The following is a 26,557-nucleotide window of genomic DNA, read 5'->3' as shown; positions in this document are numbered from 1 at the left end:
TTAGTTTTTAAGCTACTTCCGCTGTTGGATTAAGTTTTAGCAAAGTATTTTTGGTACGAAAATGATTTATGAGAAGTAAAATAAGTATCAATAAAAATATTCCAGACCCTATTATAAAAACTTGCACATTGATACTTTCAAACATAATACCTCCAAGAATAAGTCCAAATATACTTGCCAAACTCCCCATACTATTTCCATATCCTTGAATAGTACCTTGTAAATCCGGATTTCCAGTTTTTGACAAAAGAGAAAGAAAGCTTGGCCACATGAGTCCATTACCTATCGATAAAATAGTATTCGCCAAATAAAGTATGAGAATACTATTAAAAGAAAGGAAGAAAAAGCTTAAAGACAATAATGATGTACCAATTCCAATAAGTACAATATTAGATACTTTTCCTGACAGAAAAGACACTAATGGTCCTTGTACAAGAATCATAATGAAACTAGAATAAGCCAGAAAGATTCCTAAATCAATGGCAGTCCAATCCAAGATAGTAGAAGTATATATCGGTAATCCCGCATAAAACAGGCTAAAGGCTAAGAATGTTAGGAAATAAATCGCGAACAATAGTGGAATGCCTTGTTGCTTTAATATACTGATAAAAGTAGTTGCTTTTTTACTCTTAGTAGTATCAGTATTCTTAGAAAAACAATTCTTATGTTCCACCTGAAAAAATCTTCTAAAAGATTTATAGCTTAGATCTCCGGTATCTACAACACAAGGATTACTTTCAGGTAATCTTATAAAAATAACAGCAATTGCAATTAAAGAAATAATAGCTGCAAGTATAATTGGTAATACTTCTCCTAATATCGTGGAAGCTAAAATTCCTGCAACTGCAGGTCCTAATACAAATCCTAAACTTGTTGAAGCTCCCATCATTCCGAAATTCTTATCACGGTCTTCATCTGTGGAAATATCAGAAAGATAGGCATTTGCTACAGAAATATTTCCTCCTGTAAATCCATCAAAAATCCTTGCTATAAAGAGTAAAATTAAGGGAAGTGTCATTATGTAATTTCCAGTAAATTCTGAGTCATGAGACCATAATTGTATCTTAGGAAGTATTAATGCAATCAAAAATAAGCACCAAGCGATAAAAGTACCTGCCTGACTAATAATCAATACTTTTTTTCTACCAATTTTATCCGAAAGTCTTCCGAGAATTGGAGCCCCAATAAATTGAAAAAACGGGTACATCGATCCTAAGATTCCATATACGAATCCATTCCCACCAAGATCTGTGACTATAAATATAAGAATAGGAATCACTATACTATAGCCTAAAATACCAATAAAGTTTACTAGAAGTATCGGGAAAATGCTTTTAGAAAAAAAAGTAAATAGCTTCATTTCCTAAAATTAAGATTGTTCTAACTAAAGATCTGTTAAACAATTACTAATAATCTATTAGCTATCCCATAATCTTTACCAAAAGTTCCTTCAGAATATCTCCAGGCGGAAGACTTGCTGCCCCTACTCCTTTACTTTTTACATCTGCATCACGTAATAATGCTATAATCTGACTTACTTTTTTCATCGGATAATTGCGACTTGCATCAGAATAGTCACTAACAAAGTATGGGTTAATTTTTAAAGCACTTGCTAYATTTCGTTGTGATTTATCAGCTAAACCATGGTATTGCAATACTTGAGAGAAAAAACCATACAACAAAGATATAGTAACCACTAAAGGATTGTCTTTTGGATTTTGAGCAAAATAATTAATAATTCTATGGGCTTTTATTACGTTTCTTGTCCCAATTGCTTTCCTAAGTTCGAAATTGTTAAACTCCTTACTGATTCCGATATTTTCTTCAATTTTATCCGCTGTAATGGGTTCTCCTTTAGGGATAATCAATTTTAATTTTTCTAATTCGTTATTGATTTTATTGAGATCAGTTCCTAAAAACTCCACTAACATTTGAGATGCTTTGGGTTCTATTGTATATTGAGATCCTGCCAGTACTCTTCTAATCCAATCTGACACCTGATTTTCATATAATTTTTTGCTTTCGTAAATAACACCGCTCTTAGCAACAGTTTTGTATAACTTTTTACGTTTATCAATTTTCTTGTACTTATAACAAACCACCAAAACCGTTGTCGGTTGCGGGTTTTCAGCATAATCAGATAACTTTTCAATAGTCCTGGATAAATCTTGTGCCTCTTTAACGATAACAACTTGTCGTTCGGCCATCATTGGATAGCGCTTGGCGTTAGAAACGATATCATCAATAGTAACATCACGTCCGTATAGTACCATTTGATTAAATCCTTTTTCTTCCTCTGCTAAAACATTTTTATCAATATACTCTGAAATTTTATCTATATAATAAGGTTCCTCACCCATCAAAAAATAGATAGGTTTTATATTTCCATTTTTTATATCGCTTACTATTTGTTTTACTTCATCCATTCAGAAAAAATCATCAAATTTGTGTTATGCAAAAACTCAACTTTCCGGCATATCAATTTCGATTCAAAAGTAGCGAAAATAAAATTTCCATTTTTGACAGAATACGCAAAAAATTCATCATTCTCAATCCAGAAGAATGGGTACGACAACATACTATTCAATATCTTATTGAAGAAAAAAAATATCCCGAAAGTCTCATAAATGTTGAAAAGCTTGTGAAAGTGAATGGGCTCAATAAGCGTTATGATATTATCATTTTTAATCCAAACGGTAGTATTTATCTTATCATCGAATGTAAATCACCTAAAATAAAGATCACACAAGAGGTATTTGACCAAATTGCTCGTTACAATCTAGCTCTTGATGCAGAGTATCTTATGATTACAAATGGTATAAATCATTATTATTGCCAAATGGATTACACAGCAAAACAGTATAGCTTTTTACAGGATATTCCAGATTATAAATAGTTATTTAGTTTTATTTCTTTTTTATTTGCATTTGTGAACACAGCTATAGTCATATTAAATTGGAACGGACGTTCGTTATTAGAAAAGTTCCTTCCATCAGTACTAAAATATTCTAGGGAAGCAAAGGTTTATGTTGCCGATAATGCTTCTACAGATGATTCAGTAATTTACCTAAAAAACACATTTCCAGAAGTTACTATTATACAAAATGAAGTTAATGGTGGTTATGCAAAAGGGTACAATGATGCTTTAGCAAAAATTGATGCAGATATTTATTGTTTATTAAATAGTGATGTAGAAGTTTCTGAAGGATGGTTAACTCCAATTATCGATACATTTAAAAATTCAGAAAAAGTTGCAGCAGTGCAACCAAAAATCCTTGATTTTAAAAGGAAAAACTATTTTGAATATGCCGGTGCAGCTGGAGGATTTATTGACCAATTCGGATATCCCTATTGTCGTGGAAGAATTTTTGAAACATTAGAAGAAGATAAGGGCCAATATGATAATGACCTTGATATTTTTTGGGCAAGTGGAGCCTGTCTGTTTATTAGAAGGAAAGTCTTCGAAGAAATGAATGGACTGGATGAAGATTTTTTTGCCCATCAAGAAGAAATCGATCTATGTTGGAGGATACAAAATAGCGGTTATCAAATAAGATATATTGGTGCTTCTAAAGTATTTCATTTAGGAGGTGCAACTCTTGATGCCATGAATCCTAGAAAGACTTTTCTTAATTTTAGAAATAATTTATTAATGATTCTAAAAAATACTTCTGGAATCTATAGTTGGTTCATTATATTTGCAAGACTAATATTAGATGGATTAGCAGCTTTAAAATTTGTATTTGAAGGAAAACCCTCTCATTGTTTAGCAATTCTTAAAGCGCATTTCAGCTTTTACAAAAAACTGCCAACTTTTGTTAAAAAACGCAAAAAATCAGGGGCTTCAAGGAAATATTATAACATTTCTTCCGTTGTATGGCAATATTATATTTTGAATAAAAAACTATTTAACCATTTGTAAGGTTATATTCATTAAATAATTGTTAAGAGAAGGACATTGCGTCACAATTTTAATAATTTTGAGTCATTATAACCGGAATAAGACTAAAAACACGTTTTCTAATGAAAAAAGCAATGATTATCGGAGCTTCTATGGCTGTTTTATTATCTTCATGTGTGTCACAGAAGAAATTTGCAGATCTAGAAGCCAAACAAAAAGAAACACAAGATTTATTAAATACTGCCACTGTTAAATTAAATAGTTGCTTGGAAGAAAAAGCTAGTGAAAGTTCTGAACTTAAGGTTTTAAGAGATCAGGTAAATAATCTTAAAAATCAAAATTCTGCTTTATTAAATAATGTTGGTAATCTTGCAACTTTATCAACAAAAGAAGCTGAAAACTTAGAAAGATCTTTAGAAAGTATCAAAGAAAAGGATCTTCAGATTAAGACCATGAATGACGCCTTGAACAAGAAAGATTCAGTGACACTTGCATTAGTAACTAGTTTAAAAGGTGCTCTTGGTAACTTAGCAGACGAAGATATCGAAGTAAATGTTGAAAAAGGTGTAGTATATGTTTCTATCTCTGATAAGTTATTATTTAAGAGTGGAAGTTATAATGTATCTACAAGAGCTAGAGAAGTTTTAGGTAAAGTAGCTAAAGTAGTAAACGACAAACCAGACATCGAATTCTTAGTAGAAGGACATACGGATAATGTACCTATCAAGAACAAAGTATTATTAGACAACTGGGATCTAAGTGTTAAAAGAGCAACATCTGTTGTAAGAGTATTACAAAACGATTTTGGTGTAGATCCAAAACGTATGACCGCTGCTGGAAGAAGTTATTATATTCCTGTAGCTGATAACTCTAATGCTGCCAATAGATCTAAAAACAGACGTACTAGAATTGTAGTATTACCTAAGTTAGACCAGTTCTATAATATGATAGAAGATGGTATGAAAAAAGCTACTGAAGGTGGTAAATAAAAAGCTATAAAGTATTTTTGAAAAAGGGTTAATCATTATATTAACCCTTTTTTTAATTATACGACCTAACAACATTGGTATAAAAATTGAATCTAAATCAACCAAAACATAACCATTTAAGAATCAATTAATATTCATAAAAAACAATGAGAAAATTATCGACCCTCTTATTTTTTCTTTCTTTTATAGTCGCCAACGCTCAAAAAAAAGCAAATACTTCTATTGGTGAGAACGAAAAGTTAGTATATACTGCTTCTTATAACATGTCTGGGTTATTGACAAATCTTGCACAAGTTACCATGCAGACTACCAGAGTAAATACTGGTAAAAGTAACTATCTAAGACTTAAATGTAATGCCGCCACATATTCGAAGTGGGATTCTTTTTTTAAAATTAGAGATGTATATGAAGCTTATGTTAATCCATCTAATTTAAAACCTTATTTATATAAAAGAGATATTAATGAAGGTGGATATATCAAAAAGGAAAAATATGTTTATAGCTATAAAAAAGGGACTATAAAAGCCACCATGCAAAAGAAAAAAGAGCCTAATACTAAAACTCTTAAAATGGGATCTAATACATATGATGTGGTTTCTACTTTATACCATATTAGAAACATGGATATTGAAAAAGCACCTGTTGGCACAAACCAAAAGATCACCATATTATTTGATAGAAAACCGCAAACTGCTTATTTAAAATTATTAGGTAAAGAAACAATTAATACCAAGACAATGGGCAGCAAAGAATGTTATAAAATAGCTGTAAATAATAATACCCTAAAAGGGACGAACAAAAATATTGTATATCTTACTGCAGATGCGAATAAAGTTCCTGTACTAATTAAATTTAGTATTCCCGCCGGTACAGGACAATTAACATTAACCCAAGCTTCTGGATTAAAAAATTAATTTTTATGAGAATTGTATTCATAACTATTGCAGCAATTGCAGCTTTTTTAGGAATTATAATGGCCATTCTTCCTTTTGGAACCATTGGAATTTTACCCGGTTTAGTAGCACTATTAGCTGGTTTTGGAGCGTATTATCTATCAAAAAAGAAAGAAAAACCACAAAAATTATCGCTACTATTTTTAACAATAGGAATATTAGTGGTTGTTGCCAGTGGTTCTAAATCTTTTTGGGTGAAAGATGAAGTAGCTGTAGACACTGAATTTCAACAAAAAGAAGAACAAAGTAAAGAGGAAGCTATTGAAGAGTTGAAAGAAATTGAAAACGAACTGGAGGAAATCGAAGGAGATCTTGAAGAAATTGAATCCGAATAAACGGTAACGTTTAATATCCTAAATTACTTACCATAATATTGACGGTATTGTTTTTCTAATAATGCTTCAGAAAGATTTGGTGCTGCAATCTCTTCAGATTGTATGCATAAACCACCAGATATTGTTGCTAATTGCATACATTTTTCTAAAGAATACTCTTTAGAAAAACCGTATAAAAAACCAGAGAAAAATGCATCTCCTGCTCCGTTTGTATCCTTCATTTCGTATTTAGAAATGATAGGCATCTCCAGCCAGCCATCTTCGGTTAAAGCCGTTGCTCCTCCTCTTCCATGCGTGCATACTACTAACTTTTTGCCTAGGTGTATCATGGATTCCATAAAAGGCTTGTAGTTTTTAAGATTGTCAGAACTCAAAAAAATATAGGTGGCTGCATCTATAAAATCCTRATGATAGCTACTCACCCCATCATAATCATGTAAGTCTGTCCATATTGGAGCATTTTGTTTCAAACAAACAGGTAACACATTTCTACAATAATTAGCAATATTGACGACAACAATATCTGATGATTCGATATAAGAAACAAACTTCTGATAATCCAAATTTGGATTATCAGAAGCTGAATTCATAAATATAGAGATTCGCTCTCCTCTAGCATTCATAAGATTTAAATGTCTTTCCGTTCCTTTAGGATCAAAGTCATAAATGAATGTAATATTAGGACGATCCAGATATGATCGGATTTTATCTCCATATATGTCATTCCCTATTAATGTATGAAGAACAACATCAAAACCTAACTTAGATAATGTCATTGATTTTCCTACACCTGTATTAGCTATTGCTTCTCTAAAATCACAATAATGAATCGTTGTCGGTTCTGGACTAGGAAATGTATCCAGATGGATAATAGAATTATAAGAAGCTCCTCCAATATTAAAAATCTTTTTCATAAGATTATATTTACTATTTATCAAGTGCTATGATCAATGCTGAATTCTTTGAAATAGATATACTTTCAAGATTACTAATCAAGGTATCATTGAGAATATCTTTTCCTTTTTTGTATCCAACTAAGGATTTCTCGAAACGCTTTAAACTAAAATCATTATATGTCTGATCACTATTATTTATAATAATCATAGTATTTTCATTTTCTGTATATCTGAAATATACATACACATTATCTCTTGGTTGATAATGAGTAAGCTTCCCTTTATGTATTGATAAGGCTGTTTTTCTCCAATTTAAAATAGTTTTGATATAATTAAACACTTTTTCTTCTTCAGTAGTTCTCCCTTCTTTAGTAAAAGCATTTCTTTTATCATCTTTCCAACCGCCTGGAAAATCTTGTCGTACTCTTCCATCTGGACGTTTGTTTTTCATCAAAATCTCATCTCCATAATATATTTGCGGGATTCCTCTTGTAGTTAAGGTAAAAACCATACTAAGCTTTAGTTTCTCAACATCTCCATCTAATAATGCTAATAAACGATCTACATCATGATTTCCATTAAAAACCTTATTATTTTCTGGGTTCCCGTAAACGAAATCTTCAGCTAATGTTTTATATAATTCATTGATATCTCCGTCTTTTCCAAAAGCTCTAATCATCGAATAGTAAAGCGCATAATCACTGATGCTACTTACATGAGAAGTATACCCATCTTTATTCGTTTTATTGGTATTCCAGTATGATAAGTATGAAGCTCGTTCTGCCCATGTTTCAGCTACCATATAAAAATCGGGATACTCTGTAGTTAAGGCCTTCATCCAATTAGACATTGCATATTTATTCGGATAAGGATAAGTATCTAATCGAATACCATCAATTCCAGAGTATGTAACCCACCAAATAGAATTCTGTATCATATACGTCTCTAAAAATTTATTCTCCAGATTTAAATCTGGTAGATTCGTATCGAACCATCCTTTAGTTAATAGTTCAAAATCATCTGAAGAAACATAAGGATCAGAAGTGGCAATATTTGTAAAATTACTGCGTGTAAAGGTATCCCACTGATTTAACCAATCTTTAGATGGTAAATCGTTCATCCACCAATGCCCAGAACCGCAATGATTAAAAACCTGGTCCATAATTACTTTCATTCCTTTTTTATGAGAGACATCCACTATCTTTTTATAATCTTCATTAGTTCCAAAACGAGTATCTGTTTTATAAAAATCTGAAATTCCGTAACCATGATAAGAATATGCTGGTTGGTCATTTTCTAAAACTGGATTAAGCCATAATGTAGTAACACCTAATTCTTCTATGTAATCAAAATTGTTTAAAATGCCCTTCAAGTCACCTCCATGGCGTCCATTTTCATTTTTTCGATCCACTTTTTCCAAAGTATCATCTGTAGAATCATTGGTTGCATCACCATTAGCAAAACGATCTGGAGTAATTAAATAAATAACATCTTCTGAGGTAACCGCTTGACCTTTATGCTTCCTTTTTGGTTTTGATTTTAGTTCATAGATATGATCAAAACTTTCTTTGCCATTTTTAAACTTTATAGAAAACTTTCCTGGTTTTGCATTCTTTAAGATTGTAAGGTCTAAAAAAAGATAGTTTTTATTCTCTACTTTCTGTACACTACGTAGTTCAATACTTTGATTAGGTATTTCGGCATCAAATGCTGCAATATTTCTTCCATGTATTAATAGTTGTAAACTAGGATCTACCATATCTATCCACCAAAATGGAGGTTCAACATGATCCAATTTTTTAGCGTTTTGAGATATACTACTGAAAGAAATAGATAATAGTATAATTAGTGAAAAGAGCGTTTTGCTTGAATAAATTTTCATCTTTAAGTTGTATTAATTTTCTAATGTGATGAAATTCGTCAATGACTATTCATAAAGAGAAAAGAGATAATTAGTACGTCTGACTTATTTCATATGTATTTTCAAGCAATTACTAGGTTCTTTATATGATTATCAATTTATTTATATGGACAGTACTTTTTTAGGACAAACAACTTGAAATCCCCATTTAAAAAGAAATCATACAATGATGAGTCGTATACATATAAATGCTTACCGTATGTATAGAATTGAAAGTTATTCGTCTTAGCTTTTGTTATTTTACCATTTTTTTTCAGATTTTAGTCTTTTGATTACAATCATTTTATAAAGCGATTTTTGGTAAAAAAACTTTCTCCCAATAGAGTTCTAAGACATGTTCTGTATTGGATATCTTTAATTATATTTTTCGGGATTACTTGGGGAACCTATGATAACGATTATGTAAGGTCATTCACGATACAGACATTTAGCTTGCCAGCCAGAATGATATTGGTATACGTTTCACTATATATATTATTACCAAAATTATTTAGTTTCAAGAGATTCTTCCTATTCATATTTTTTTATCTAATTACATTATTGTTAGTTAGCGTATGTGTACAAAGACCAATTATCTATTTTTACGTACAACCTAATTACCTTCCTGGATGGCAAAGTGAAGGGTATTTCACTATTACAGAATTAGTTAATACGATTTTAGATGTAAATATTGCCGCTGTGGTTCCCATTGGAATGAGTTTTTTTAGGCTATACTACAATTCACAACAGAAAACGTTAGCTTTAGAAAAAGAAAAAATAGAAGCCGAATTAATACAGCTTCGTAATCAAGTACATCCACACTTTTTATTTAATACTCTTAATAACTTGTATGCACTAATTATTAAAAAATCTGATGATGCTGAAGTGGCAGTGCTAAAACTATCCAAATTAATGAGGTACATGCTATATGAAGCAAATACTGACAAAGTATCTATAAAAAAGGAAATATCTTATTTAAAAAACTATGTTGATCTTGAAAAACTAAGATTTGGTAATTTTGTTGATATAAGCTTTCATTCAGAATTAGATGACGATTATCTTATAGCTCCTTTTTTAATTATTCCCTTTGTTGAAAATGCTTTCAAACATGGTACATCTTCTTCAAAAAAATCTTGGATTGTTATCAATATATCTACAAAACAAAATAAATTGGTACTGCACATAGAGAATTCAAAATTCCAAAATAACCATCCAGAAAAAAATTTTACAGGAGGAATTGGATTTACTAATGTAAAAAAGCGGTTAGATTTGTTATATCCCAATAACTATTCGCTTGATATTAATGATAGTAATGAATCTTTTGAAGTCCTATTACAACTAAATTTCATCTAAATCTTTCAAATGGATACTAAAATTAAATGTCTTATTGTAGATGATGAGCCTCTAGCCAGAGAGATTATCGAAAATTACATTGATAGAATAGATCATTTGGAGTTAGTACATTCCTGTTCAAATGCATTAGAAGCTTTTAATAGTATTACGAATCATGATATCGACTTGATCTTTCTAGACATTCAGATGCCTGATCTTACGGGAATTGATTTTCTAAAAGACATCAGTCCAACGCCAAAGGTTATTTTCACCACTGCTTATAGCGATTATGCCGTTGAAGCTTTTAATTTAGAAGCTATTGATTATCTATTAAAACCTATAGAATTTTCTAGATTTTTAAAATCCATTAATAAGATTCTGAAGCTTTCTAAAGCACACGCTACGTATACTTCAGATCAGGAAGACAGCAATAATAAAGAGGAAACAGAGTATGATAATATATTTATCTATCTAAAAGTAGAAAAGAAAATGCAGAAAATCTTTTTAAAAGATATTCTATATATAGAAAGTTTAAAAAATTATATAAAAGTAAGGACATTAGAACGAGAAATTACAGCGTACAAAAGTATTAGTACTTTCCAAAGTACGCTACCAAGTACTAAATTTCTAAGAGTACATCGATCTTTTATTATTTCAATAGATCATATTGACTCTTTTTCTACTAGTGAAATAGAACTAAAAGGAATTAAAATTCCCGTTGGCAGAAACTATAAGGCATCTGTTAAAGAAACCCTAGGCTACTACTAATACATTAAGCATTTAAAAATTCGTCGGTTTCTAAAGAAAAATCTTTAATATCTAAAGAAACTTCCTTTAACCCATTTGAAAAAGAAAGTGTAAAAATTGCTACTGCTACAAGATAAAATTCTGCTATTTTTTTCATAATCATAATTTTAAATTATTCTACACTTTAAAATTACACTGGATATCAATTATTTAAAAGTTCTAAATTGACCAATATCTATTCAATATTAACCAAACTCGGTATACATCATTAAATAAAAAAGCAGCGTGGTTAGCGCTGCTTTCTATCAAGTGGTTGAGTTAATAAAACAATTAAATACTAACTTTCTTTACAAACGTTCTGTCCTTTAAAGAGAAGTATAATTGGTACTCTCCTTTAGGCATTTTAGAGAAATCATATGTTCTTTTAAATAATGCCTCATCGTTACCGATAACTTCTTCTAATAATCTGAAATCATTGTCATAAATCGTAAGATTTAATGGTGACTTTTCAGTATTATTAAACATCACTTTAATGATATTGTTTTCTGCTTTCACTAATGGTTTAAAAACCGTTACCGCAGATTGGTTTATTAAAGAAACTCCTTTTTGGTTCTTTAATAATGGTGTAACTTTTATTTCAAATGGAGATTCTGTTTCTACAAAATAGATTCCATCGGAAACATTACTAAGGTTAAAATACTTTTGATACGTTGGAGTTGCATCCAATGTCACATTGAATAAAACTTCTCCATCATAATCTTTTAAGAATAACTTTTCTCCTTTCTCTACTTTAGTCAGTGATACATTAACCATTGACGAGTTGGTGATTTCAACTGAAACTTTTCCTGCAGCATTAGCAATATTACTTGTAATGATTACTAGTGCAATCAGGCATACATTAATTACTTTTCTCATAACTTCGGTTTTTGTTGTTGTTAATAATTTACGTTGCAAATATAAAACTGTAAATATGTGTAGAAATACATCTATATTTGCATATATATGTTCTATTTTAACCTATGAAAGTGATGAAAAACCATCGTGATGTTAATTTAACATACAGTTTATAAAATTTTACATTTAATTAACAAAATAGATTTTTTATATTTACAAAATAGTTTTAGAGAGAAAATTCCCCGAAAATGAAAAAAAGTATAAAACCTTCTTTAGAAAAAATCGTTCCTGAATTTGGTAGTTCTTTTTACTATGAAAATTTCTCACAAGAAAAGATGAATAAAGAACCTATCTGGCACTATCATCCTGAAATTGAGATTGTATACGTAAATGGAGGAACTGGAAAAAGACAGATTGGTAGTCACATGTCATATTATCGTAATGGAGCATTGATGCTCATTGGGTCTAATCTACCACACTGTGGTTTTACAGATAAATTGACAAAAAATAAAAGCGAAACCATCATCCAAATGTTACCCGATTTTCTAGGAAGCTCTTTTTTTGATATTCCAGAGATGAGCGGAATACATCAACTTTTAGAACAAGCAAAAAAAGGAATTGTATTCCATGGAGATACAAAACGAAGAATAGGTGCTCGAATTGAAGCATTAGGCTTGTTAGATCCATTTGATAGGTTACTGGGTATACTTCAGGTATTCAAAGAAATGCAACAAACTAAAGACTACTCTATTCTCAATGCGGAAGGCTTCATAATAGAAACCTCTTTACAAGATAATAATCGTATTAATTTGATTTTCAATTTTGTACAGGAAGAGTTCACAAGACAAATTCCGTTAGAAGAAGTAGCGGACAAAGTGAGTATGAGCGTACCAGGGTTTTGTAGATACTTCAAAAAAAATACCGGTAAAACCTTCATTCAATTTGTAAATGAATATAGATTGGTACATGCTGCTAAGCTTCTTCACGAAAAACAAACCAGTATTACAGACATCTGTTTTGAAAGTGGATTCAGTAATTTTTCACACTTTAATAAACTTTTCAAACAGTTTACAGGCAAAACACCAAGTACTTATAGAAATGAATTAAAATATGTAGTTTCTTAAATAATATCAATCGCACCTTTTCCTTCTCTAACCAGAATAGGTTCTGAACTAGTTAAATCGATTACTGTGGATGCCATATTATCACCATAACCTCCATCGATTACAATATCTACCAGATTATCCCATTTTTCTAATATCAACTCCGGATCCGTTGTATATTCGATAACCTCATCTTCATCATAGATAGAAGTTGATACGATAGGGTTCCCTAAATTTTCTACAATAGCCTTACAAATATTATTATCTGGTACCCTGATCCCAACAGTTTTTTTCTTTTTAAAAACCGTAGGTAGATTATTACTCCCAGGAAGTATATAGGTATAAGGACCTGGAAGTGTTCTCTTTAAAAGCTTAAACGTTCTATTATCAATTTGCTTAACATAATCTGATAAATTACTAAGATCACTACAGATAAAAGAAAAATTCGCCTTAGCAAGTTTCACTCCTTTAATCTTAGCCACTTTTTCTAAAGCCCTATTATTTGTGATATCACAACCCAATCCATATACAGTATCTGTTGGATAAATTACTAATCCACCGTCTCTAAGGCAATCAACTACCTTACTTACTTCTCGTGGATTTGGGTTTTCATTATATAATTTTATAAGTTCTGCCATACCTTGAATCAGTGCGATAAAGATACTGCATTATAGTAAATTTTTCACTGCTAATCTCCTGTATTTATTATCTTTTCAACAGTAGCTAATTAAAGATTATACACTAAGGTTTTGATTTTTTTTGATTTAAAATACTATATTCATCAAGTAATCATGTTTTTTAGTGTTCAAATAAATTACTTTCGCACACAAAATAGTTAAAAAGTGACTTTTAAAGATCTAAATTTAAGCACACAACTCCTTAATGCACTTGATGATATGGGGTTTGATACTCCTACTCCTATTCAAGAACAAGCATTCTCAGTAGTTATGTCGGGTAAAGATGTGGTTGGTATTGCCCAAACTGGTACAGGTAAAACATATGCGTACATGTTACCTATTTTAAGGGCATTAAAATACTCTGTTCAGCAAAACCCAAGAGTTTTAGTTTTAGTTCCTACAAGAGAATTAGTAGTTCAAGTGGTAGATGAAATTGAAAAATTGACCACATATATAAACGCTCGCATATGTGGGGTTTATGGAGGAACAAATATCAATACACAAAAACAAATAGTATCGCAAGGTCTGGATATCATTGTTGCCACACCTGGTCGTCTCTATGATCTGGCAGTAAGTAGAGCATTACAGTTAAAGTCCATTCAAAAAGTAGTTATTGATGAAGTAGATGTTATGCTTGATTTAGGATTTAGACATCAATTAATGAATATTTTTGATGTACTCCCTCAACAACGTCAAAACATCATGTTTTCTGCAACCATGACCGATGATGTGGACATGATGATTACAGATTTTTTTAGAAATCCTACAAAAATATCCATTGCAAAAAGTGGTACCCCTTTGGAGAACATAAAACAATATGGCTATAAAGTACCTAATTTTTATACAAAAGTTAATCTTTTAGAGCATCTTCTTTCGGATACTGAAGTTTTTCATAAGACCATCATTTTTGTAGGTTATAAAAAAATAGCCGATCGATTGTTTGAAGGGTTGGAAAGAAAATTTCATGATGAAGTTTGTGTTATTCACTCTAATAAAACCCAAAATTATCGATTAAGGAGTATTGAACAGTTTAGAGAAGGAGAAAACAGAATTCTTATCGCCACTGATGTTATGGCGAGAGGTTTAGATATTGAAAATGTAAGCCAAGTTATAAATTTAGACACTCCTGAATATCCGGAGAACTATATGCATAGAATTGGAAGAACCGGACGTGCCGAAAAAGCAGGGGTTTCTTTTGTACTTACTACAGAAAAAGAGGAAGAATATTTGGAATCCATTGAAACACTAATGGATATGAAGATTGAACAATTAGATCTTCCTAATAGTATTGAAATTTCTGATCAATTAACTCCTGAGGAGCAACCTAAAGTAAAAGAAATATATAATCCTCATAAAAGACCTAATGATGAAGTTGGTGCAGCCTTTCATGAAAAGAAAGAGAAAAATAAAAAAGTAAATTTAGGAGGTAAGTATAAGCGGGAAATCAAAAAGAAATATAAGAAACCAAAGACTAAAGGAGATAAAACTTTTAATCTAAAACATAAGAAAAAGAAGAAGAAATAATTTATTCGGGAATACTATGACGTCTATTCAAAAAGATGAAAACAATGGTCAAAAAGAAACTATAACTAAAAGTTGGTTACAACGATTAAAAGACGAAAGTTGGGAAGCTGAATTATTAGTATCTGCAATCGCAATATTCGGTACATTTCAATTATTTGGTGTCATAAATTGGGGAACTAACAAGTTTATTGATTTCTTGCCTCCAGAACAATATTTAATAGGATATTTTATTGTTTTTATGGGGTTACTAGCCGTAAGTTTTCTAGTATCCATGTTTGTCATACACTTTTTACTAAGAGCTTATTGGATAGGATTGGTAGGACTTAATTCTGTATTTCCGGATTATAGCTTAGATGATAGTGCTTACTCAAAAATTTATACAGAACGAATTCTTTCTATTTTACCAAAATTAAAAGATACTATACACAAAGTAGATGATATCTGTAGTGTTATTTTTTCGGCTGCTTTTACTTTGCTTCTTACCTATTCATACTTGGCTATTACATCGACTATTTATCTGATTATCTATAATTTCTTAATAAACTATATTCCAAAACCAATAGCATTAATACCGATTATAGGTTTAGGAATTTTATTGTTTTTTCAATCGATTTTGTCAATAATATCAAACATTAAACAATTTAAGCAACACGAAAAACTTCAAATATTAAGTTTTAAAATAGTTAAGATTACCACGCTAATTACATTTGGGCCTCTTTATAAAAACCTACTTCAGATCACTATGACATTTGGTTCAAATTTTAAAAAAAATAAAGGCCTTATACGATTTCTAGCACTTTTGTTATTGTCTGGAGTATTCGTAGCATCCTATCAAATAAACAATACGAACATACTCTATTTAGCTAATCAAGAGCAATACTTTGATAATACAAAAACATATGCAGGTTACTACAAAAATGAAAATCAAGAAATAGACTTTTTGTTAACTCCTGAAATTGAAGCAGATGTAGTAAATAAAAAAATTGTGAAATTATTTATTCCAATATTTGAACATGAAAGAAAACTAAGAAAAAATATCTGTGCTTTCATTTATGAAAAGAATGATGCTCCAACTAACGAAAGAAATCTGATTTGTTATCACCAGTATAATGAGGTGTATATAAATGACAAGAAATATGAAGCAAAATTTAAAAAGTATTATCATCCAAAAACCAATCAATTTGGTATTCTGACCTACCTCAACCTATCTCAATTAAGTGAAGGATCAAATTATTTAAGAGTAAAAAAGGTATATTCTAATGAAGATAATAACATTGAATGGAATATTCCGTTTCAGTATATAACTAACAACTAACGCCTTAAAATTACTTCTAAGTGGCTTCAGTTTTTGGACATGCATTAACCGCTTATGCATTAGGAACAAGTTTTAATAAGCAATTAAGAACCAAAAAACTTTGGATCTTAGGAATTGTTTGTTCTATTATTCCTGATGCCGATGTAGCTGGTTTTAAGTTTGGCATTGCTTATGAAGATTTTTGGGGACATCGAGGATTTACACACTCTTTTGTTTTTGCATTGATACTAGGTATTCTGATTACTGTTATCTTCTATTACAAAACACTAAACACAAAAACAGCTGTATTCCTTATTCTCTATTTTAGTTTATGTACTGCCTCTCACGGAATATTAGATGCAATGACTTCTGGAGGTTTAGGAATAGCATTCTTTTCTCCATTTGATGACACCCGTTATTTCTTTCCTTCAAGGCCTATACAGGTTTCACCGATCGGCGCAAGTAAGTTTTTTAGTATTTGGGGAATTAAAGTATTGTTAAGCGAACTCATATGGATAGGTATTCCATCAGGTATTTATATATTAGCTATGCATTTGTTCAAAAGACCAAAATCGTCATAGTTCTTAATGCCAAGCAAAATCTAGACGTCTATATAATAAGTTTTATTTTCCATTACTAATCCAAGAGAAACAAAAGGATATTTGAATTTTAAGGAACATAAAACTCTTACAAATAAGAAAGTCTATTTCTATAGTTCAGAGATAAAATAAGCCATAAAAACTACATTGATTTCTAACCAATATGATTCTATGGCGATTCCATCTGACAAATAAAAACAACAAAATACATAAATGAAATCCACCACAAACAAAACATCAAAAAAGAAACCAAAAGTTACCATATTTAAAGCTTTCAAAACCATTATTTGGCCAAGAAGAGGTTTAGTTTTTATTGGTTTAATATTAATTCTTTTAAATCGTGTAGCAGGTTTAATATTACCTTGGAAAAGTAAATCTCTATTAGACGAGGTAGTCCCTAGTAAAGATATGTCCTTGTTATACGAATTATTGATTATCGTCGGTTCTGCTATATTAGTACAAGCGACTACTTCATTTCTTTTGACCAGAGTTCTAAGTGTACAAGCACAGTTTTTAATTTCCGAATTACGAGCACAGGTACAGAAAAAAGTTCTTACGTTACCGATAAGTTTCTTTGACAACACAAAATCAGGAGCCTTGGTTTCTAGAATTATGAGTGATGTAGAAGGCGTTAGAAATCTTATTGGTACTGGACTTGTACAGCTGGTTGGAGGTATATTTACTGCCATTGTATCTATAATATTACTAATTAATGAAAGTCTATGGATGACACTCTTTGTTTTAGTCCCAATTACCTTGTTTGGTATTGTTGCTTTAAAAGCTTTTAAGTACATCCGTCCTATTTTTAGAAAAAGAGGAGAAATAAATGCGGAAGTAAAAGGAAGGTTAACAGAAACACTTGCTGGTGTAAGAGTCATTAAAGGGTTTGGTGCAGAAGAACAAGAACATAAAATTTTCGAAAATGGTGTTGATCGTTTATTTCAAAATGTAAAAAAGAGTTTAACCGCAACAGCTTTAATGACCAGTTCTTCTACGTTTTTATTGGCTGGTATTGCTTCCACTGGAATCATGGGAATTGGTGGGTATTATATGATGGAAGGTAGTATGACTGCAGGGCAATTTCTTTCCTTCACTATGTATTTAGCTTTTATGATAGCTCCAATAGTACAGATGAGTAATATTGGTTCTCAATTAACTGAGGCGCTAGCAGGTTTAGATAGAACCGAAGAGTTGATGAATATGGATCCAGAAGAGGATCCTAAAAAACGTACCATACAACTTAATACTATTCATGGAAATATCATCTTCGATAATGTATCATTTTCTTATGAAAAAGGTAAAGAAGTGTTACATAACATAAGTTTTAAAGCTCCTTCAGGATCAGTAACTGCATTAGTAGGAAGTTCAGGCTCTGGAAAATCTACAATTGCCGGTTTGTCCGCTACTTTTTTAAATCCAGAATCTGGTATAATCACTATAGATGGTAATGACATTTCTAAAGTGAATTTAAATAGTTATAGAAGTAATTTAGGAGTTGTATTGCAAGATGAATTTTTATTTGAAGGCAGTATCAGAGACAATATACTCTTCCCTAGACCTAATGCTACTGAAGAACAATTACAACAAGCTGTAAAAGCAGCATATGTAAATGAATTTACCGATCGCTTTGATGATGGCTTAAATACCTTGATTGGAGAACGTGGGGTAAAACTATCTGGAGGACAGAGGCAGCGAATCGCTATCGCTCGTGCGATTCTTGCGGATCCAAAAATTATCATTTTGGACGAAGCTACTTCTAATTTGGATACAGAAAGTGAAGCTTTAATTCAAAAAAGCTTAAATGAATTAATGAAAGGTCGAACCACTTTTGTAATAGCACATCGACTAAGTACGATCAAAAAAGCCGATCAAATTCTAGTTATTGAAGCTGGAAATATAGCCGAAAGAGGAACGCACGAAGAACTCATCGCTGCAGAAGGAAGATATTTTGACCTATATACCTATCAGGCAAGAATCTAAAAGTGTATTAAAACTTTCATAATTCTGTTGAAAATCGGCTAAACATTCGACCAAATCAAAAAAGTCGAATGAAAAAAATTCTGGTATTAATTGTTTTACTTTTTAGTATTCACGAAATAAGTGCTCAAAAAGTAGGGCAAAAAGAAGCTTATGAATATTTCTTAGACTTTTTTACTTCTCCGGATCCACGTACACATAATATTTCACACGCTTATATTAAGAATAATTGGGAGGAAAGTTTTGAAATACTTGCTATTGAAACCTTATACTTTCTAAAAAATGTAAAAAACGCTACTAAGATTTTAGAACTACTTGAGAAAAAGACTAAAAAGAATTACCGCTATGATTTTCATTCCTGGTTTGAATACATCTGGAATAAAGAACCTGCTTACAATGCATCCTATTACAAATTCAAAGCAATACTGCATCACTCTATAGATCAAAGGTTCTATAGATATTTCCTGAATAGAGACCATCAATCTACCATTCGATTAGATGAAGTACGTTGGGGTGGCGTGGTACAAGATGGTATTCCACCGCTTAGAGATCCAAAAATGATTAGCGCACAACAAGCTACTTATTTAAAAGATGATCATATTATTTTTGGTATAACCGTTAATGGTGATATTAGAGCCTATCCAAAACGTATTTTAGCTTGGCATGAAATGTTTACAGATACTGTCGGAGGAATTCCAGTTGCTGGAGTATATTGTACTTTGTGTGGTACTGTTATACTATACAAAACAAATGAAGATGGTGTGCAATATCAATTTGGTACCAGTGGTTTTTTATATCGCTCTAACAAACTAATGTATGACAAAGAAACACAATCACTTTGGAATACGTTATGGGGAAAGCCTGTTATTGGTCCTTTAGTAGGAAAAAATATCGAATTGGAATATCTAAGTGTAGTAACCACAACATGGGGTGAATGGAAAAAGAAACATCCAGAAACTTTGGTTTTATCTCTGAGAACTGGACATCAAAGAGATTATAATGAAGGAGTAGCGTATAAAGAATATTTTGCAACTGATGACTTAATGTTTAATATTCCTAAAAAAGATAAAAGACTTAAAAACAAACAACAAATACTCGCTATAAGACTTCCTGATCAAACCGATGAAAACTTTGCGATCTCATCTAAGTTCTTAAAAAGAAAAAAAATATTTAAACATAAAATCAACAATCTAAACTTTACTGTATTTACCGATAAAACAGGAGCACATAGAGTTTATTTCTCTGAAGCTATTCAATTTATTGAGTACGATAAAAATGCTACTGCAATTGATGATAAAGGGAATACTTGGATATTGAAAGAAAATGCTTTAATAAACACTACTACTCAACAAGAATTAAAACGTTTTCCTGCATATAACGCTTTCTGGTTTGGATACCAAGCCGCTTTTCCCGAAGTTAAATTAATTAAATAGATCTATTACTTAATATCTTCACTAAGCAATATCAAATCAGTATCCATAAACTCTTTGAAATTATCTTCAGAAGGATGTCCTACAAAAGGCGCATGAAAAAAAGATGGAGTATCATTTCTCCAGATCATAGTATAGGTGATACTACTACTGCGAATAGCTTTGTACAAACTATTTGTCCACCAATCAGTCTGAGTTACATTTTTTATTCCAGTCTCGGTAAGTGCAAAAAGCATGTTTTTTTCGGTAGCAATATCTTCTACAATTTGTAAGTTTCTTAAAGCACTTTGTAAAAAATTCCCGTTTTTAAAATCATATACGTCTACACCTAGCATATCTACATACGCATCACCTGGATAATTACGCATATATTCTTCTGAGGTAGAAACCCAATTTGGTGCATAAATGTAGATCAAGTTATGCACATCCAAATCTTCAGATAAAATCCTTACCGTATCCTTATATAATTGGGTAAACTCTTCTGTAGTTCTAAAACCCTCTCCCCAATAAAAAAAGTTGCCATTCATTTCGTGCCAAGGTCTAAATAATACTGGAATTGGATTTCCATCAGCATCTTTTATATTTTTAAATACTCTAGCTGCTTTTGCCAAGTTATCTAAAAACTTACTTCGGTACATTCCTCCTTCTAACATATCCGGAACAACTGTTGTTAAAGTACCCGCTGAGTTATTAGGGTTTACCATATGCCAACTCATTGTTATTATGCTACCATTATCGTGAGCTTCTACAACAGCATTGGTAAATTTTTCTATAAAATCATCAATAATAAGGTCATTTTGAAGGCTTATCAATTCCAGATCAAAACCCACGACTGCTGGATGATCTTGAGCAACTTCAAAAAAGTCCTCATCCAATTTGTCAGGCATAGGAAAGTTATTACCGGTTCCAAAAGGGGCTTGTTGGCCAAAAGCGATTCCTTTTTGGGTTAATGCTATAAGTCTATTATATAATTCTTTAGCTTCCTCGCATAAATTCTGATCAGCAAAGGAACCATCATTGGTGATTAAGGGAGGTATTCTTTCTGCATTGGGATCAAATAAACTTTCTTCTTCTGTAGAGCAACTTATAAAAAAGAAGAAAATCATTATGGAAAAGAATCTACTCATACAATTTTTAGTCGTATAGTTTCTAAAACCTTACAGGTCAAACTATTAAAGTTCACACCTATCATTAAAAAAGTAAAACCTTGATCACTAAATTGAAGATCAAGGTTTTTAGACTTCCAAGTACGATACTTACTTTCTTGTTAAGGTATGTTTTTGATTTCCTCGCTCAAATAACATTTTATTTTCTTTTGAAATTCACTTTGTTTCCATTTAACTCCAACACCATTTTATCCTTAGCTGGATAAAAAAACAAAGCTGCTCCTGCCCTATCAGAAATAAATTTATTATTACTATACCCTTTTAACGGAAATGTAGGACCATCTTTTGCATCTGCTATGAGTACAGTATCATCTTTACTGATTGTTATTTGAAAAGGAAATGATTCGCTTATATAAACACCTAAATATTGATCTAATTCTTCAGTCGTAAATTTTAATGCTTTCTCAAACTTAGGAAGCTGATAATTGTTGTTATAATAACTATCCAACACATTATTAATGAAGTTATTTGGAGACATTACTACTCCATTTCCTATGTAGGAAACCCCAATTTTTTCTTCTGGTAAATATAATGTAAGGGACTGAAAGCCATCAATACCTCCATTATGACCATAAGCCTGTTTATTAAAAAAAGTTTCTCCACTGAGTCCAATCCCCATCCCTTTTGAAATATCCATCATTTTATCTAACGAAATTTTTGTAACCAATCTACCAGAAAAAAGATTCTCATAGAATACATTTAATTCTGTAGGAGTAGAAACAATAGCTCCTGCACCGATAGGAACACTCATATGTGTTTCATTTTTTACCATAACCCAATTATCTTCTTTTAACAAATAAGATAAGGCTTCATTATTTTTAGAGTTTATTTTTTTTCCATAAGCAGTCCTTTTCAGACCTAGTGGTTTGATAATTCTAGCATGTAAAATTTCTGCATATGTTTTGCCTTCTATTTCTTCAGCTATATAAGAAAGTAATAAATAATTAGTGTTAGAATATCTTGTCTTAGCACCTGGTTCGAAACTCACATTTTTCTTTACTAATCTGCCTAACATCTGTTCTCTCGTATTCGGTAAAATCATCCAATTTAAAAAGTCTTTATCTTCAGTCAAATTAAACAAACCACTTCTATGTCTTAATAAGTGCTCTATGGTGATCCTACTTGCATTGGATACTTCTGGAAAATAGGCAGATAAGTGTGTATCTAAACTTAATTTCTTTTCATCTACCAACTGCATAATTAACGTAGCTGTAAAGGTTTTCGTAATAGAACCAATACGATACTTCGTATTTTTATTGGGTTTTATGTCTTTTTCTATATCAGCATACCCAATAGAATTAGCATACACTTCTTTTCCATTCTGAAATATTGATATACTTCCCATTCCTTTATTATTCTGATCGATGACAGTAAACAAACTGTCTAACTTTACTTTATCAAAACTTTGTGCGGCGATACCTATACTTATCAAAAGAAAAGGTATTATGATTTTGTTTTTCATAATGTTTTATTTTTTGCTATGAATAGCGATTATGTTATTGTTTATCTAAAAATTGTTCTGAAGAGGCTAAATCATTATTCTGTTTATAATAACCATCGGGAGTAATAATGATATGATATGGAAGACCCGAAAAGTTAAACGCTTGCATTGTTCTTATTTCATTTCCATCTGTATGTAGTTGAATGCCTTTAACATCATATTTATTCAAAAAATTATGCCATTTTTTTTGATTACTATCAATAGAAATATCGATAAAAACTATATGCTCTTTATCAGAAAATTTGGTTTTCATTTTGTCTAGCAAGGGCTTTTCTTGTAAACAAGGTGCACACCATGTTGCCCAAAAACTCACATATACAATTTTACCTTGGAATTCTGTTAAACTCATTCTTAGTCCATTCTCATTAACAAATGCTAAAGACGGCACGAGTTTTTTCTCTCCAGCCTGATTCCCCCAAAGGATCATAGCATTTTCCAGATGTCCATCAGGTGTTTCCTTAAATCCTTTTTGTTGAAGCACTAGAGGTTGAGAAAACATATATCCAATGAATATTATTAACATAACTCCTCCTATCCCTAACTTGTATTTTTTTTGTATTTCCATACGAGTAAGAGAAAGAGATGCCAATGCATATAAAAGAAGAACTATTATAAAAGGAAAATAAAAATATCGAAATGGTTTAAAAACCAATAAGCCAATCAACAAAAGTGCTGTTAACTTAAAAGGCACTTTTTTATTAATTTTTCCTGCTACATAAAAACTGAGAATACAGGTAAAAATAGGAATCCATCTTAAAATTGAAAACTTATAAATAAGCTGTACTTCTCGTAACAGTAGAAAAGAGCACACGTTTATTACAATCAGAGTCACTAACCCTAAAAGAATTCTAATTAAAGAATATTTCATAATCCTTACTCAGATTYTTTACGTATCCAGGTAAAAATTACCGAAGCAATTCTTRAGATTATAAAGACAATAAAACCAAAAATTGGAGGAAGGGCTGATACCTTAAGACCACCTGCAAAAACAGGAGTAGATATGTTTCCAATTTCTTCTACTTGGTCGAACATTCCAACAATGCCTATAAGTTGTCCAAGCATTCCCCATACTAAGGTTAATAATCCTATAGAATTTAGTAACTGAATATTTCTTTGAAGTCCTTTATGTTCATTTCTAATTGATAGTAATCCTTTAACGATAAGAAACAATACCAACAATAGCATCAATAGAATAGGAAACATAAAAAACATCCCTCCTTCTTGCAATCTCCCAAAGAATGATGAGAAAAAAGATCTATTTTCTGTTTGTAAAAGAAATAGTAATATCATAGTAAGTAATTTTGAATTAAACATATTCAAAACTAGTTTCTTAGGTTCTAGAAAGATTTTTTTTGCGCTTATCTACCGAATTCCATTCGTTTTTAACTCAATTCCTATAGTTTTCAGAAAACAAGGCTTAAATTTTGTCATAAAGCTAGATAAACTGGTTATTCGTCCAAAAATACGGTTTGAAAAATAAAAATTACAGATATTGTACTCAAATATGATTTCCAAAGATATTCTTCTTAAAAAATTAGCTACACTGCTATTGCACTCTATTTTTTGGGTAACAGTACTCTTTGCATACACCTATTTTTTCGGTTACAATACAGAAGATATTAATTATGTATTTTCATTTTCGTTATTTCTTATGCCCGTTACTATTGGTACAACATATACAGTAACTGATATTTTAATACCAAAATATTTGATCAAAGAACGATACGGTTTATTCCTATTATACTGTATCTATACAATCATTGTATCCGCATTTTTTATCGTGATTTCATTCTTTTATGGCCTTATATTTTTATCGTCTCTTAAATACGAAGGAATGGCACCAATGACAAGAAGTCCATTCTTTCTTTTTGTTGCTGTATATTTTGTGGTTTTTATAGCCAGTGCTTTGAATCTTGCCCAGCATAATTATAAATCTACCACTGCAAATCAAGCTCTGCAAAACAAAATTTTAGAAGCTCAATTAAAACTAAAAGAACAGGAATTGAATTACCTAAAAATGCAGATTCATCCGCATTTTTTATTTAACACTTTAAATACCTTATATGGTTTTGCTTTAAAAAAGTCCGAAGATGCTCCCGAGATGATTCTAAAATTATCAAATCTATTGGATTATCTATTATATCAATCTGATAAACCTCTAGTTCAATTACAGGAAGAAATAAACCATATTCAGGATTATGTAGCCTTAGAAAAAATGCGTTTTAGAGATGTGTTAGATATTTCATTAGATTTTCAAAATATAGATGACAATATTCAAGTAGCTCCAATGTTATTCATTCCATTTGTGGAAAATAGTTTTAAACATGGTCAAATTATTGATCAAAAGTTATCTATTCAAATGAGTCTAGTGTGTATGGATAATGAAATTAACTTTTCTATAAAAAATACTATACTACCAAATAATGAGAAAGATCATACTGGAATAGGATTAAGTAATATCAGAAAGCGGTTAGCATTGGTATACAAGGAAAATCACACCTTAGAAATTACAACAAATGAGCACTGGTTCATAGTAAAACTACATTTAAAAAACATAAAGACAACTACTTATGAATCCTAAAATATCATGCATCATTGTAGATGATGAACCTACTGCCAGGGATATTATTGCAAGTCATCTAGAAAAAATTGATCATATAGATGTAATTGCTGTTTGCGGAAATGCTTTAGAAGCTTTTAATTGTATCAATGCTCAAAAAGTAGATTTAATTTTTTTAGATATTAATATGCCGGAGATATCAGGAATTTCATTTGCTAAATCAATCAATAGGGAAATTAAAATTATTTTTACCACTGCATATCGAGAATATGCTGTAGATGGTTTTGATTTACATGCTGTAGATTACTTGTTAAAACCTATTTCTTTTGAAAGGCTCCTAAACGCCATTGATAACTATGTGGAAACACATCATAAAGTTTCAAATACCGTGATACCAGAAATAGAACAAAATGATTTTATGTTCGTAAGATCCGATAGAAGAATGAAGAAAATAGATTTTTCAGAAATCATTTATGTAGAAAGTTACAATGATTATTTAAAAATTCATTGTGATAATGCAACTATAGTAACCAGAGAGACTATCAGTAATATTGAAGCACGATTACCGGTACAACAATTCATGAGAACCCATAGATCTTTCATCATTGCAATTAAAAAAATAGATTCTTTCTCTAATGAAGAATTAGTACTAAATAACAAATCAATCCCAATTAGCAGAAATTACAAGACTCAAGTATTGAATAGGTTAGAAAAAATGTAACTTCAGAAAAAAGAAATTTACCAGTTTTATATTGTGATTGTTGTATTGCAACAAGAAA

General features: G+C 30.9%; 26 protein-coding genes. 15 read left to right on the top strand and 11 right to left on the bottom strand.

The features are described from left to right. Positions 1-7: 7 nt before the first annotated feature. Positions 8-1,360 carry an MFS transporter gene (locus tag GBO31_RS06255; RefSeq protein ID WP_219007475.1) on the bottom strand — a complete coding sequence of 451 codons (1,353 nt, stop codon included), beginning with the start codon at positions 1,358-1,360 and terminating at the stop codon, positions 8-10. A gap of 61 nt (positions 1,361-1,421) precedes the next feature. After that, entirely contained in the window at positions 1,422-2,426 is a 1,005-nt protein-coding gene (gene holA / locus GBO31_RS06250) for a DNA polymerase III subunit delta (protein ID WP_219007474.1), read from the bottom strand. 26 nt (positions 2,427-2,452) lie between these two features. On the opposite strand from holA, the gene GBO31_RS06245 reads away from it, so the two are divergent. The 5 genes from GBO31_RS06245 to GBO31_RS06225 all read left to right on the top strand — a co-directional run bounded on the left by GBO31_RS06245 (position 2,453) and on the right by GBO31_RS06225 (position 6,178). Next, positions 2,453-2,896 carry a type I restriction enzyme HsdR N-terminal domain-containing protein gene (locus tag GBO31_RS06245; RefSeq protein WP_219007473.1) on the top strand — a complete coding sequence of 148 codons (444 nt, stop codon included), beginning with the start codon at positions 2,453-2,455 and terminating at the stop codon, positions 2,894-2,896. A 33-nt stretch (positions 2,897-2,929) separates the two neighbouring features. Continuing rightward, entirely contained in the window at positions 2,930-3,922 is a 993-nt protein-coding gene (locus tag GBO31_RS06240) for a glycosyltransferase family 2 protein (protein WP_219007472.1), read from the top strand. 101 nt (positions 3,923-4,023) lie between these two features. Next, positions 4,024-4,890: an OmpA/MotB family protein gene (locus tag GBO31_RS06235; RefSeq protein WP_219007471.1), complete on the top strand. Its 867-nt coding sequence runs from the start codon at positions 4,024-4,026 to the stop codon at positions 4,888-4,890. Between the two features lie 146 nt (positions 4,891-5,036). Next, entirely contained in the window at positions 5,037-5,804 is a 768-nt protein-coding gene (locus tag GBO31_RS06230) for a DUF3108 domain-containing protein (protein WP_219007470.1), read from the top strand. A 5-nt stretch (positions 5,805-5,809) separates the two neighbouring features. Further along, positions 5,810-6,178: a hypothetical protein gene (locus GBO31_RS06225; RefSeq protein ID WP_219007469.1), complete on the top strand. Its 369-nt coding sequence runs from the start codon at positions 5,810-5,812 to the stop codon at positions 6,176-6,178. Positions 6,179-6,201: 23 nt separating this feature from the next. On the opposite strand, the gene GBO31_RS06220 is transcribed toward GBO31_RS06225, so the two are convergent. Together GBO31_RS06220 and GBO31_RS06215 are read right to left on the bottom strand one after the other, a co-directional pair. After that, complete coding sequence (locus GBO31_RS06220; RefSeq protein ID WP_219007468.1) at positions 6,202-7,092, bottom strand: carbohydrate kinase family protein; 891 nt, start codon at positions 7,090-7,092, stop codon at positions 6,202-6,204. Positions 7,093-7,105: 13 nt separating this feature from the next. Then, entirely contained in the window at positions 7,106-8,956 is a 1,851-nt protein-coding gene (locus GBO31_RS06215) for a glycoside hydrolase family 13 protein (RefSeq protein WP_219007467.1), read from the bottom strand. Between the two features lie 336 nt (positions 8,957-9,292). On the opposite strand from GBO31_RS06215, the gene GBO31_RS06210 reads away from it, so the two are divergent. Both GBO31_RS06210 and GBO31_RS06205 read left to right on the top strand, forming a co-directional pair. Further along, on the top strand, positions 9,293-10,327 hold the full coding sequence (locus GBO31_RS06210; protein WP_219007466.1) for a sensor histidine kinase: 1,035 nt from the start codon (positions 9,293-9,295) through the stop codon (positions 10,325-10,327). 9 nt (positions 10,328-10,336) lie between these two features. Further along, a complete protein-coding gene (locus GBO31_RS06205) occupies positions 10,337-11,074 on the top strand; it encodes a LytR/AlgR family response regulator transcription factor (protein WP_219007465.1) in 738 nt (245 codons plus the stop codon). 4 nt (positions 11,075-11,078) lie between these two features. Here the strand turns inward: GBO31_RS06205 and GBO31_RS27170 are convergent, their stop codons facing one another. Together GBO31_RS27170 and GBO31_RS06200 are read right to left on the bottom strand one after the other, a co-directional pair. After that, a complete protein-coding gene (locus GBO31_RS27170; RefSeq protein WP_281422458.1) occupies positions 11,079-11,210 on the bottom strand; it encodes a hypothetical protein in 132 nt (43 codons plus the stop codon). Between the two features lie 173 nt (positions 11,211-11,383). Continuing rightward, positions 11,384-11,968, bottom strand: a complete 585-nt coding sequence (locus tag GBO31_RS06200; RefSeq protein ID WP_219007464.1) for a hypothetical protein — start codon at positions 11,966-11,968, stop codon at positions 11,384-11,386. Positions 11,969-12,195: 227 nt separating this feature from the next. Between GBO31_RS06200 and GBO31_RS06195 the strand changes: the two genes are divergently transcribed. After that, the gene (locus tag GBO31_RS06195) at positions 12,196-13,071 is read left to right on the top strand and encodes an AraC family transcriptional regulator (RefSeq protein ID WP_219007463.1); all 876 of its coding nucleotides are present in this window, start codon (positions 12,196-12,198) and stop codon (positions 13,069-13,071) included. On the opposite strand, the gene GBO31_RS06190 is transcribed toward GBO31_RS06195, so the two are convergent. Next, positions 13,068-13,688, bottom strand: a complete 621-nt coding sequence (locus GBO31_RS06190) for an L-threonylcarbamoyladenylate synthase (RefSeq protein ID WP_219007462.1) — start codon at positions 13,686-13,688, stop codon at positions 13,068-13,070. The two genes, GBO31_RS06195 and GBO31_RS06190, sit on opposite strands and share 4 nt — an antisense overlap. Positions 13,689-13,892: 204 nt before the next feature. Between GBO31_RS06190 and GBO31_RS06185 the strand changes: the two genes are divergently transcribed. The 5 genes from GBO31_RS06185 (at position 13,893) to GBO31_RS06165 (ending at position 20,554) form a co-directional block, all read left to right on the top strand. Then, entirely contained in the window at positions 13,893-15,251 is a 1,359-nt protein-coding gene (locus GBO31_RS06185; protein ID WP_219007461.1) for a DEAD/DEAH box helicase, read from the top strand. Between the two features lie 16 nt (positions 15,252-15,267). Then, on the top strand, positions 15,268-16,566 hold the full coding sequence (locus GBO31_RS06180; protein WP_219007460.1) for a hypothetical protein: 1,299 nt from the start codon (positions 15,268-15,270) through the stop codon (positions 16,564-16,566). Between the two features lie 20 nt (positions 16,567-16,586). After that, positions 16,587-17,126 carry a metal-dependent hydrolase gene (locus tag GBO31_RS06175; protein ID WP_219007459.1) on the top strand — a complete coding sequence of 180 codons (540 nt, stop codon included), beginning with the start codon at positions 16,587-16,589 and terminating at the stop codon, positions 17,124-17,126. Between the two features lie 231 nt (positions 17,127-17,357). Next, positions 17,358-19,124, top strand: coding sequence for an ABC transporter ATP-binding protein (locus tag GBO31_RS06170; RefSeq protein ID WP_219007458.1), 1,767 nt, complete (start codon positions 17,358-17,360; stop codon positions 19,122-19,124). Positions 19,125-19,192: 68 nt separating this feature from the next. Next, on the top strand, positions 19,193-20,554 hold the full coding sequence (locus GBO31_RS06165) for a DUF3179 domain-containing protein (RefSeq protein ID WP_219007457.1): 1,362 nt from the start codon (positions 19,193-19,195) through the stop codon (positions 20,552-20,554). A 5-nt stretch (positions 20,555-20,559) separates the two neighbouring features. Here the strand turns inward: GBO31_RS06165 and GBO31_RS06160 are convergent, their stop codons facing one another. From GBO31_RS06160 to GBO31_RS06145, 4 genes are all read right to left on the bottom strand, one after another. Beyond that, a complete protein-coding gene (locus GBO31_RS06160) occupies positions 20,560-21,678 on the bottom strand; it encodes a glycoside hydrolase family 26 protein (protein ID WP_219007456.1) in 1,119 nt (372 codons plus the stop codon). A 178-nt stretch (positions 21,679-21,856) separates the two neighbouring features. After that, positions 21,857-23,179 (bottom strand): serine hydrolase domain-containing protein, encoded by a 1,323-nt coding sequence (locus GBO31_RS06155; RefSeq protein ID WP_219007455.1) that lies wholly within the window; start codon positions 23,177-23,179, stop codon positions 21,857-21,859. A 34-nt stretch (positions 23,180-23,213) separates the two neighbouring features. Then, positions 23,214-24,086 carry a TlpA family protein disulfide reductase gene (locus tag GBO31_RS06150; RefSeq protein WP_219007454.1) on the bottom strand — a complete coding sequence of 291 codons (873 nt, stop codon included), beginning with the start codon at positions 24,084-24,086 and terminating at the stop codon, positions 23,214-23,216. A gap of 5 nt (positions 24,087-24,091) precedes the next feature. Continuing rightward, positions 24,092-24,508, bottom strand: coding sequence for a MotA/TolQ/ExbB proton channel family protein (locus GBO31_RS06145; protein WP_219007453.1), 417 nt, complete (start codon positions 24,506-24,508; stop codon positions 24,092-24,094). 214 nt (positions 24,509-24,722) lie between these two features. Here GBO31_RS06145 and GBO31_RS06140 point away from each other — a divergent pair, with 214 nt between their 5' ends. Then, on the top strand, positions 24,723-25,799 hold the full coding sequence (locus GBO31_RS06140) for a sensor histidine kinase (RefSeq protein ID WP_219007452.1): 1,077 nt from the start codon (positions 24,723-24,725) through the stop codon (positions 25,797-25,799). Continuing rightward, positions 25,789-26,499, top strand: a complete 711-nt coding sequence (locus GBO31_RS06135; protein ID WP_219007451.1) for a LytR/AlgR family response regulator transcription factor — start codon at positions 25,789-25,791, stop codon at positions 26,497-26,499. Before GBO31_RS06140 ends, GBO31_RS06135 begins: the two co-directional genes overlap by 11 nt. Positions 26,500-26,557: the final 58 nt, after the last annotated feature.

The sequence above is a fragment of the Aquimarina litoralis genome, assembly GCF_019295435.1.
In the GTDB taxonomy this organism is placed as follows: domain Bacteria; phylum Bacteroidota; class Bacteroidia; order Flavobacteriales; family Flavobacteriaceae; genus Aquimarina; species Aquimarina litoralis_A.
This window is presented reverse-complemented; position numbering and strand designations above follow the sequence as displayed.

What these genes read in the sequence shown, in the direction of transcription:
- GBO31_RS06255 (WP_219007475.1), bottom strand. Translation starts at nt 1,360, where the DNA reads ATGAAGCTATTTACTTTTTTTTCTAAAAGCATTTTCCCGATACTTCTA.
- GBO31_RS06245 (WP_219007473.1), top strand. Translation starts at nt 2,453, where the DNA reads ATGCAAAAACTCAACTTTCCGGCATATCAATTTCGATTCAAAAGTAGC.
- GBO31_RS06235 (WP_219007471.1), top strand. Translation starts at nt 4,024, where the DNA reads ATGAAAAAAGCAATGATTATCGGAGCTTCTATGGCTGTTTTATTATCT.
- GBO31_RS06230 (WP_219007470.1), top strand. Translation starts at nt 5,037, where the DNA reads ATGAGAAAATTATCGACCCTCTTATTTTTTCTTTCTTTTATAGTCGCC.
- GBO31_RS06225 (WP_219007469.1), top strand. Translation starts at nt 5,810, where the DNA reads ATGAGAATTGTATTCATAACTATTGCAGCAATTGCAGCTTTTTTAGGA.
- GBO31_RS06215 (WP_219007467.1), bottom strand. Translation starts at nt 8,956, where the DNA reads ATGAAAATTTATTCAAGCAAAACGCTCTTTTCACTAATTATACTATTA.
- GBO31_RS06205 (WP_219007465.1), top strand. Translation starts at nt 10,337, where the DNA reads ATGGATACTAAAATTAAATGTCTTATTGTAGATGATGAGCCTCTAGCC.
- GBO31_RS27170 (WP_281422458.1), bottom strand. Translation starts at nt 11,210, where the DNA reads ATGAAAAAAATAGCAGAATTTTATCTTGTAGCAGTAGCAATTTTTACA.
- GBO31_RS06200 (WP_219007464.1), bottom strand. Translation starts at nt 11,968, where the DNA reads ATGAGAAAAGTAATTAATGTATGCCTGATTGCACTAGTAATCATTACA.
- GBO31_RS06195 (WP_219007463.1), top strand. Translation starts at nt 12,196, where the DNA reads ATGAAAAAAAGTATAAAACCTTCTTTAGAAAAAATCGTTCCTGAATTT.
- GBO31_RS06190 (WP_219007462.1), bottom strand. Translation starts at nt 13,688, where the DNA reads ATGGCAGAACTTATAAAATTATATAATGAAAACCCAAATCCACGAGAA.
- GBO31_RS06180 (WP_219007460.1), top strand. Translation starts at nt 15,268, where the DNA reads ATGACGTCTATTCAAAAAGATGAAAACAATGGTCAAAAAGAAACTATA.
- GBO31_RS06170 (WP_219007458.1), top strand. Translation starts at nt 17,358, where the DNA reads ATGAAATCCACCACAAACAAAACATCAAAAAAGAAACCAAAAGTTACC.
- GBO31_RS06165 (WP_219007457.1), top strand. Translation starts at nt 19,193, where the DNA reads ATGAAAAAAATTCTGGTATTAATTGTTTTACTTTTTAGTATTCACGAA.
- GBO31_RS06160 (WP_219007456.1), bottom strand. Translation starts at nt 21,678, where the DNA reads ATGAGTAGATTCTTTTCCATAATGATTTTCTTCTTTTTTATAAGTTGC.
- GBO31_RS06155 (WP_219007455.1), bottom strand. Translation starts at nt 23,179, where the DNA reads ATGAAAAACAAAATCATAATACCTTTTCTTTTGATAAGTATAGGTATC.
- GBO31_RS06150 (WP_219007454.1), bottom strand. Translation starts at nt 24,086, where the DNA reads ATGAAATATTCTTTAATTAGAATTCTTTTAGGGTTAGTGACTCTGATT.
- GBO31_RS06140 (WP_219007452.1), top strand. Translation starts at nt 24,723, where the DNA reads ATGATTTCCAAAGATATTCTTCTTAAAAAATTAGCTACACTGCTATTG.
- GBO31_RS06135 (WP_219007451.1), top strand. Translation starts at nt 25,789, where the DNA reads ATGAATCCTAAAATATCATGCATCATTGTAGATGATGAACCTACTGCC.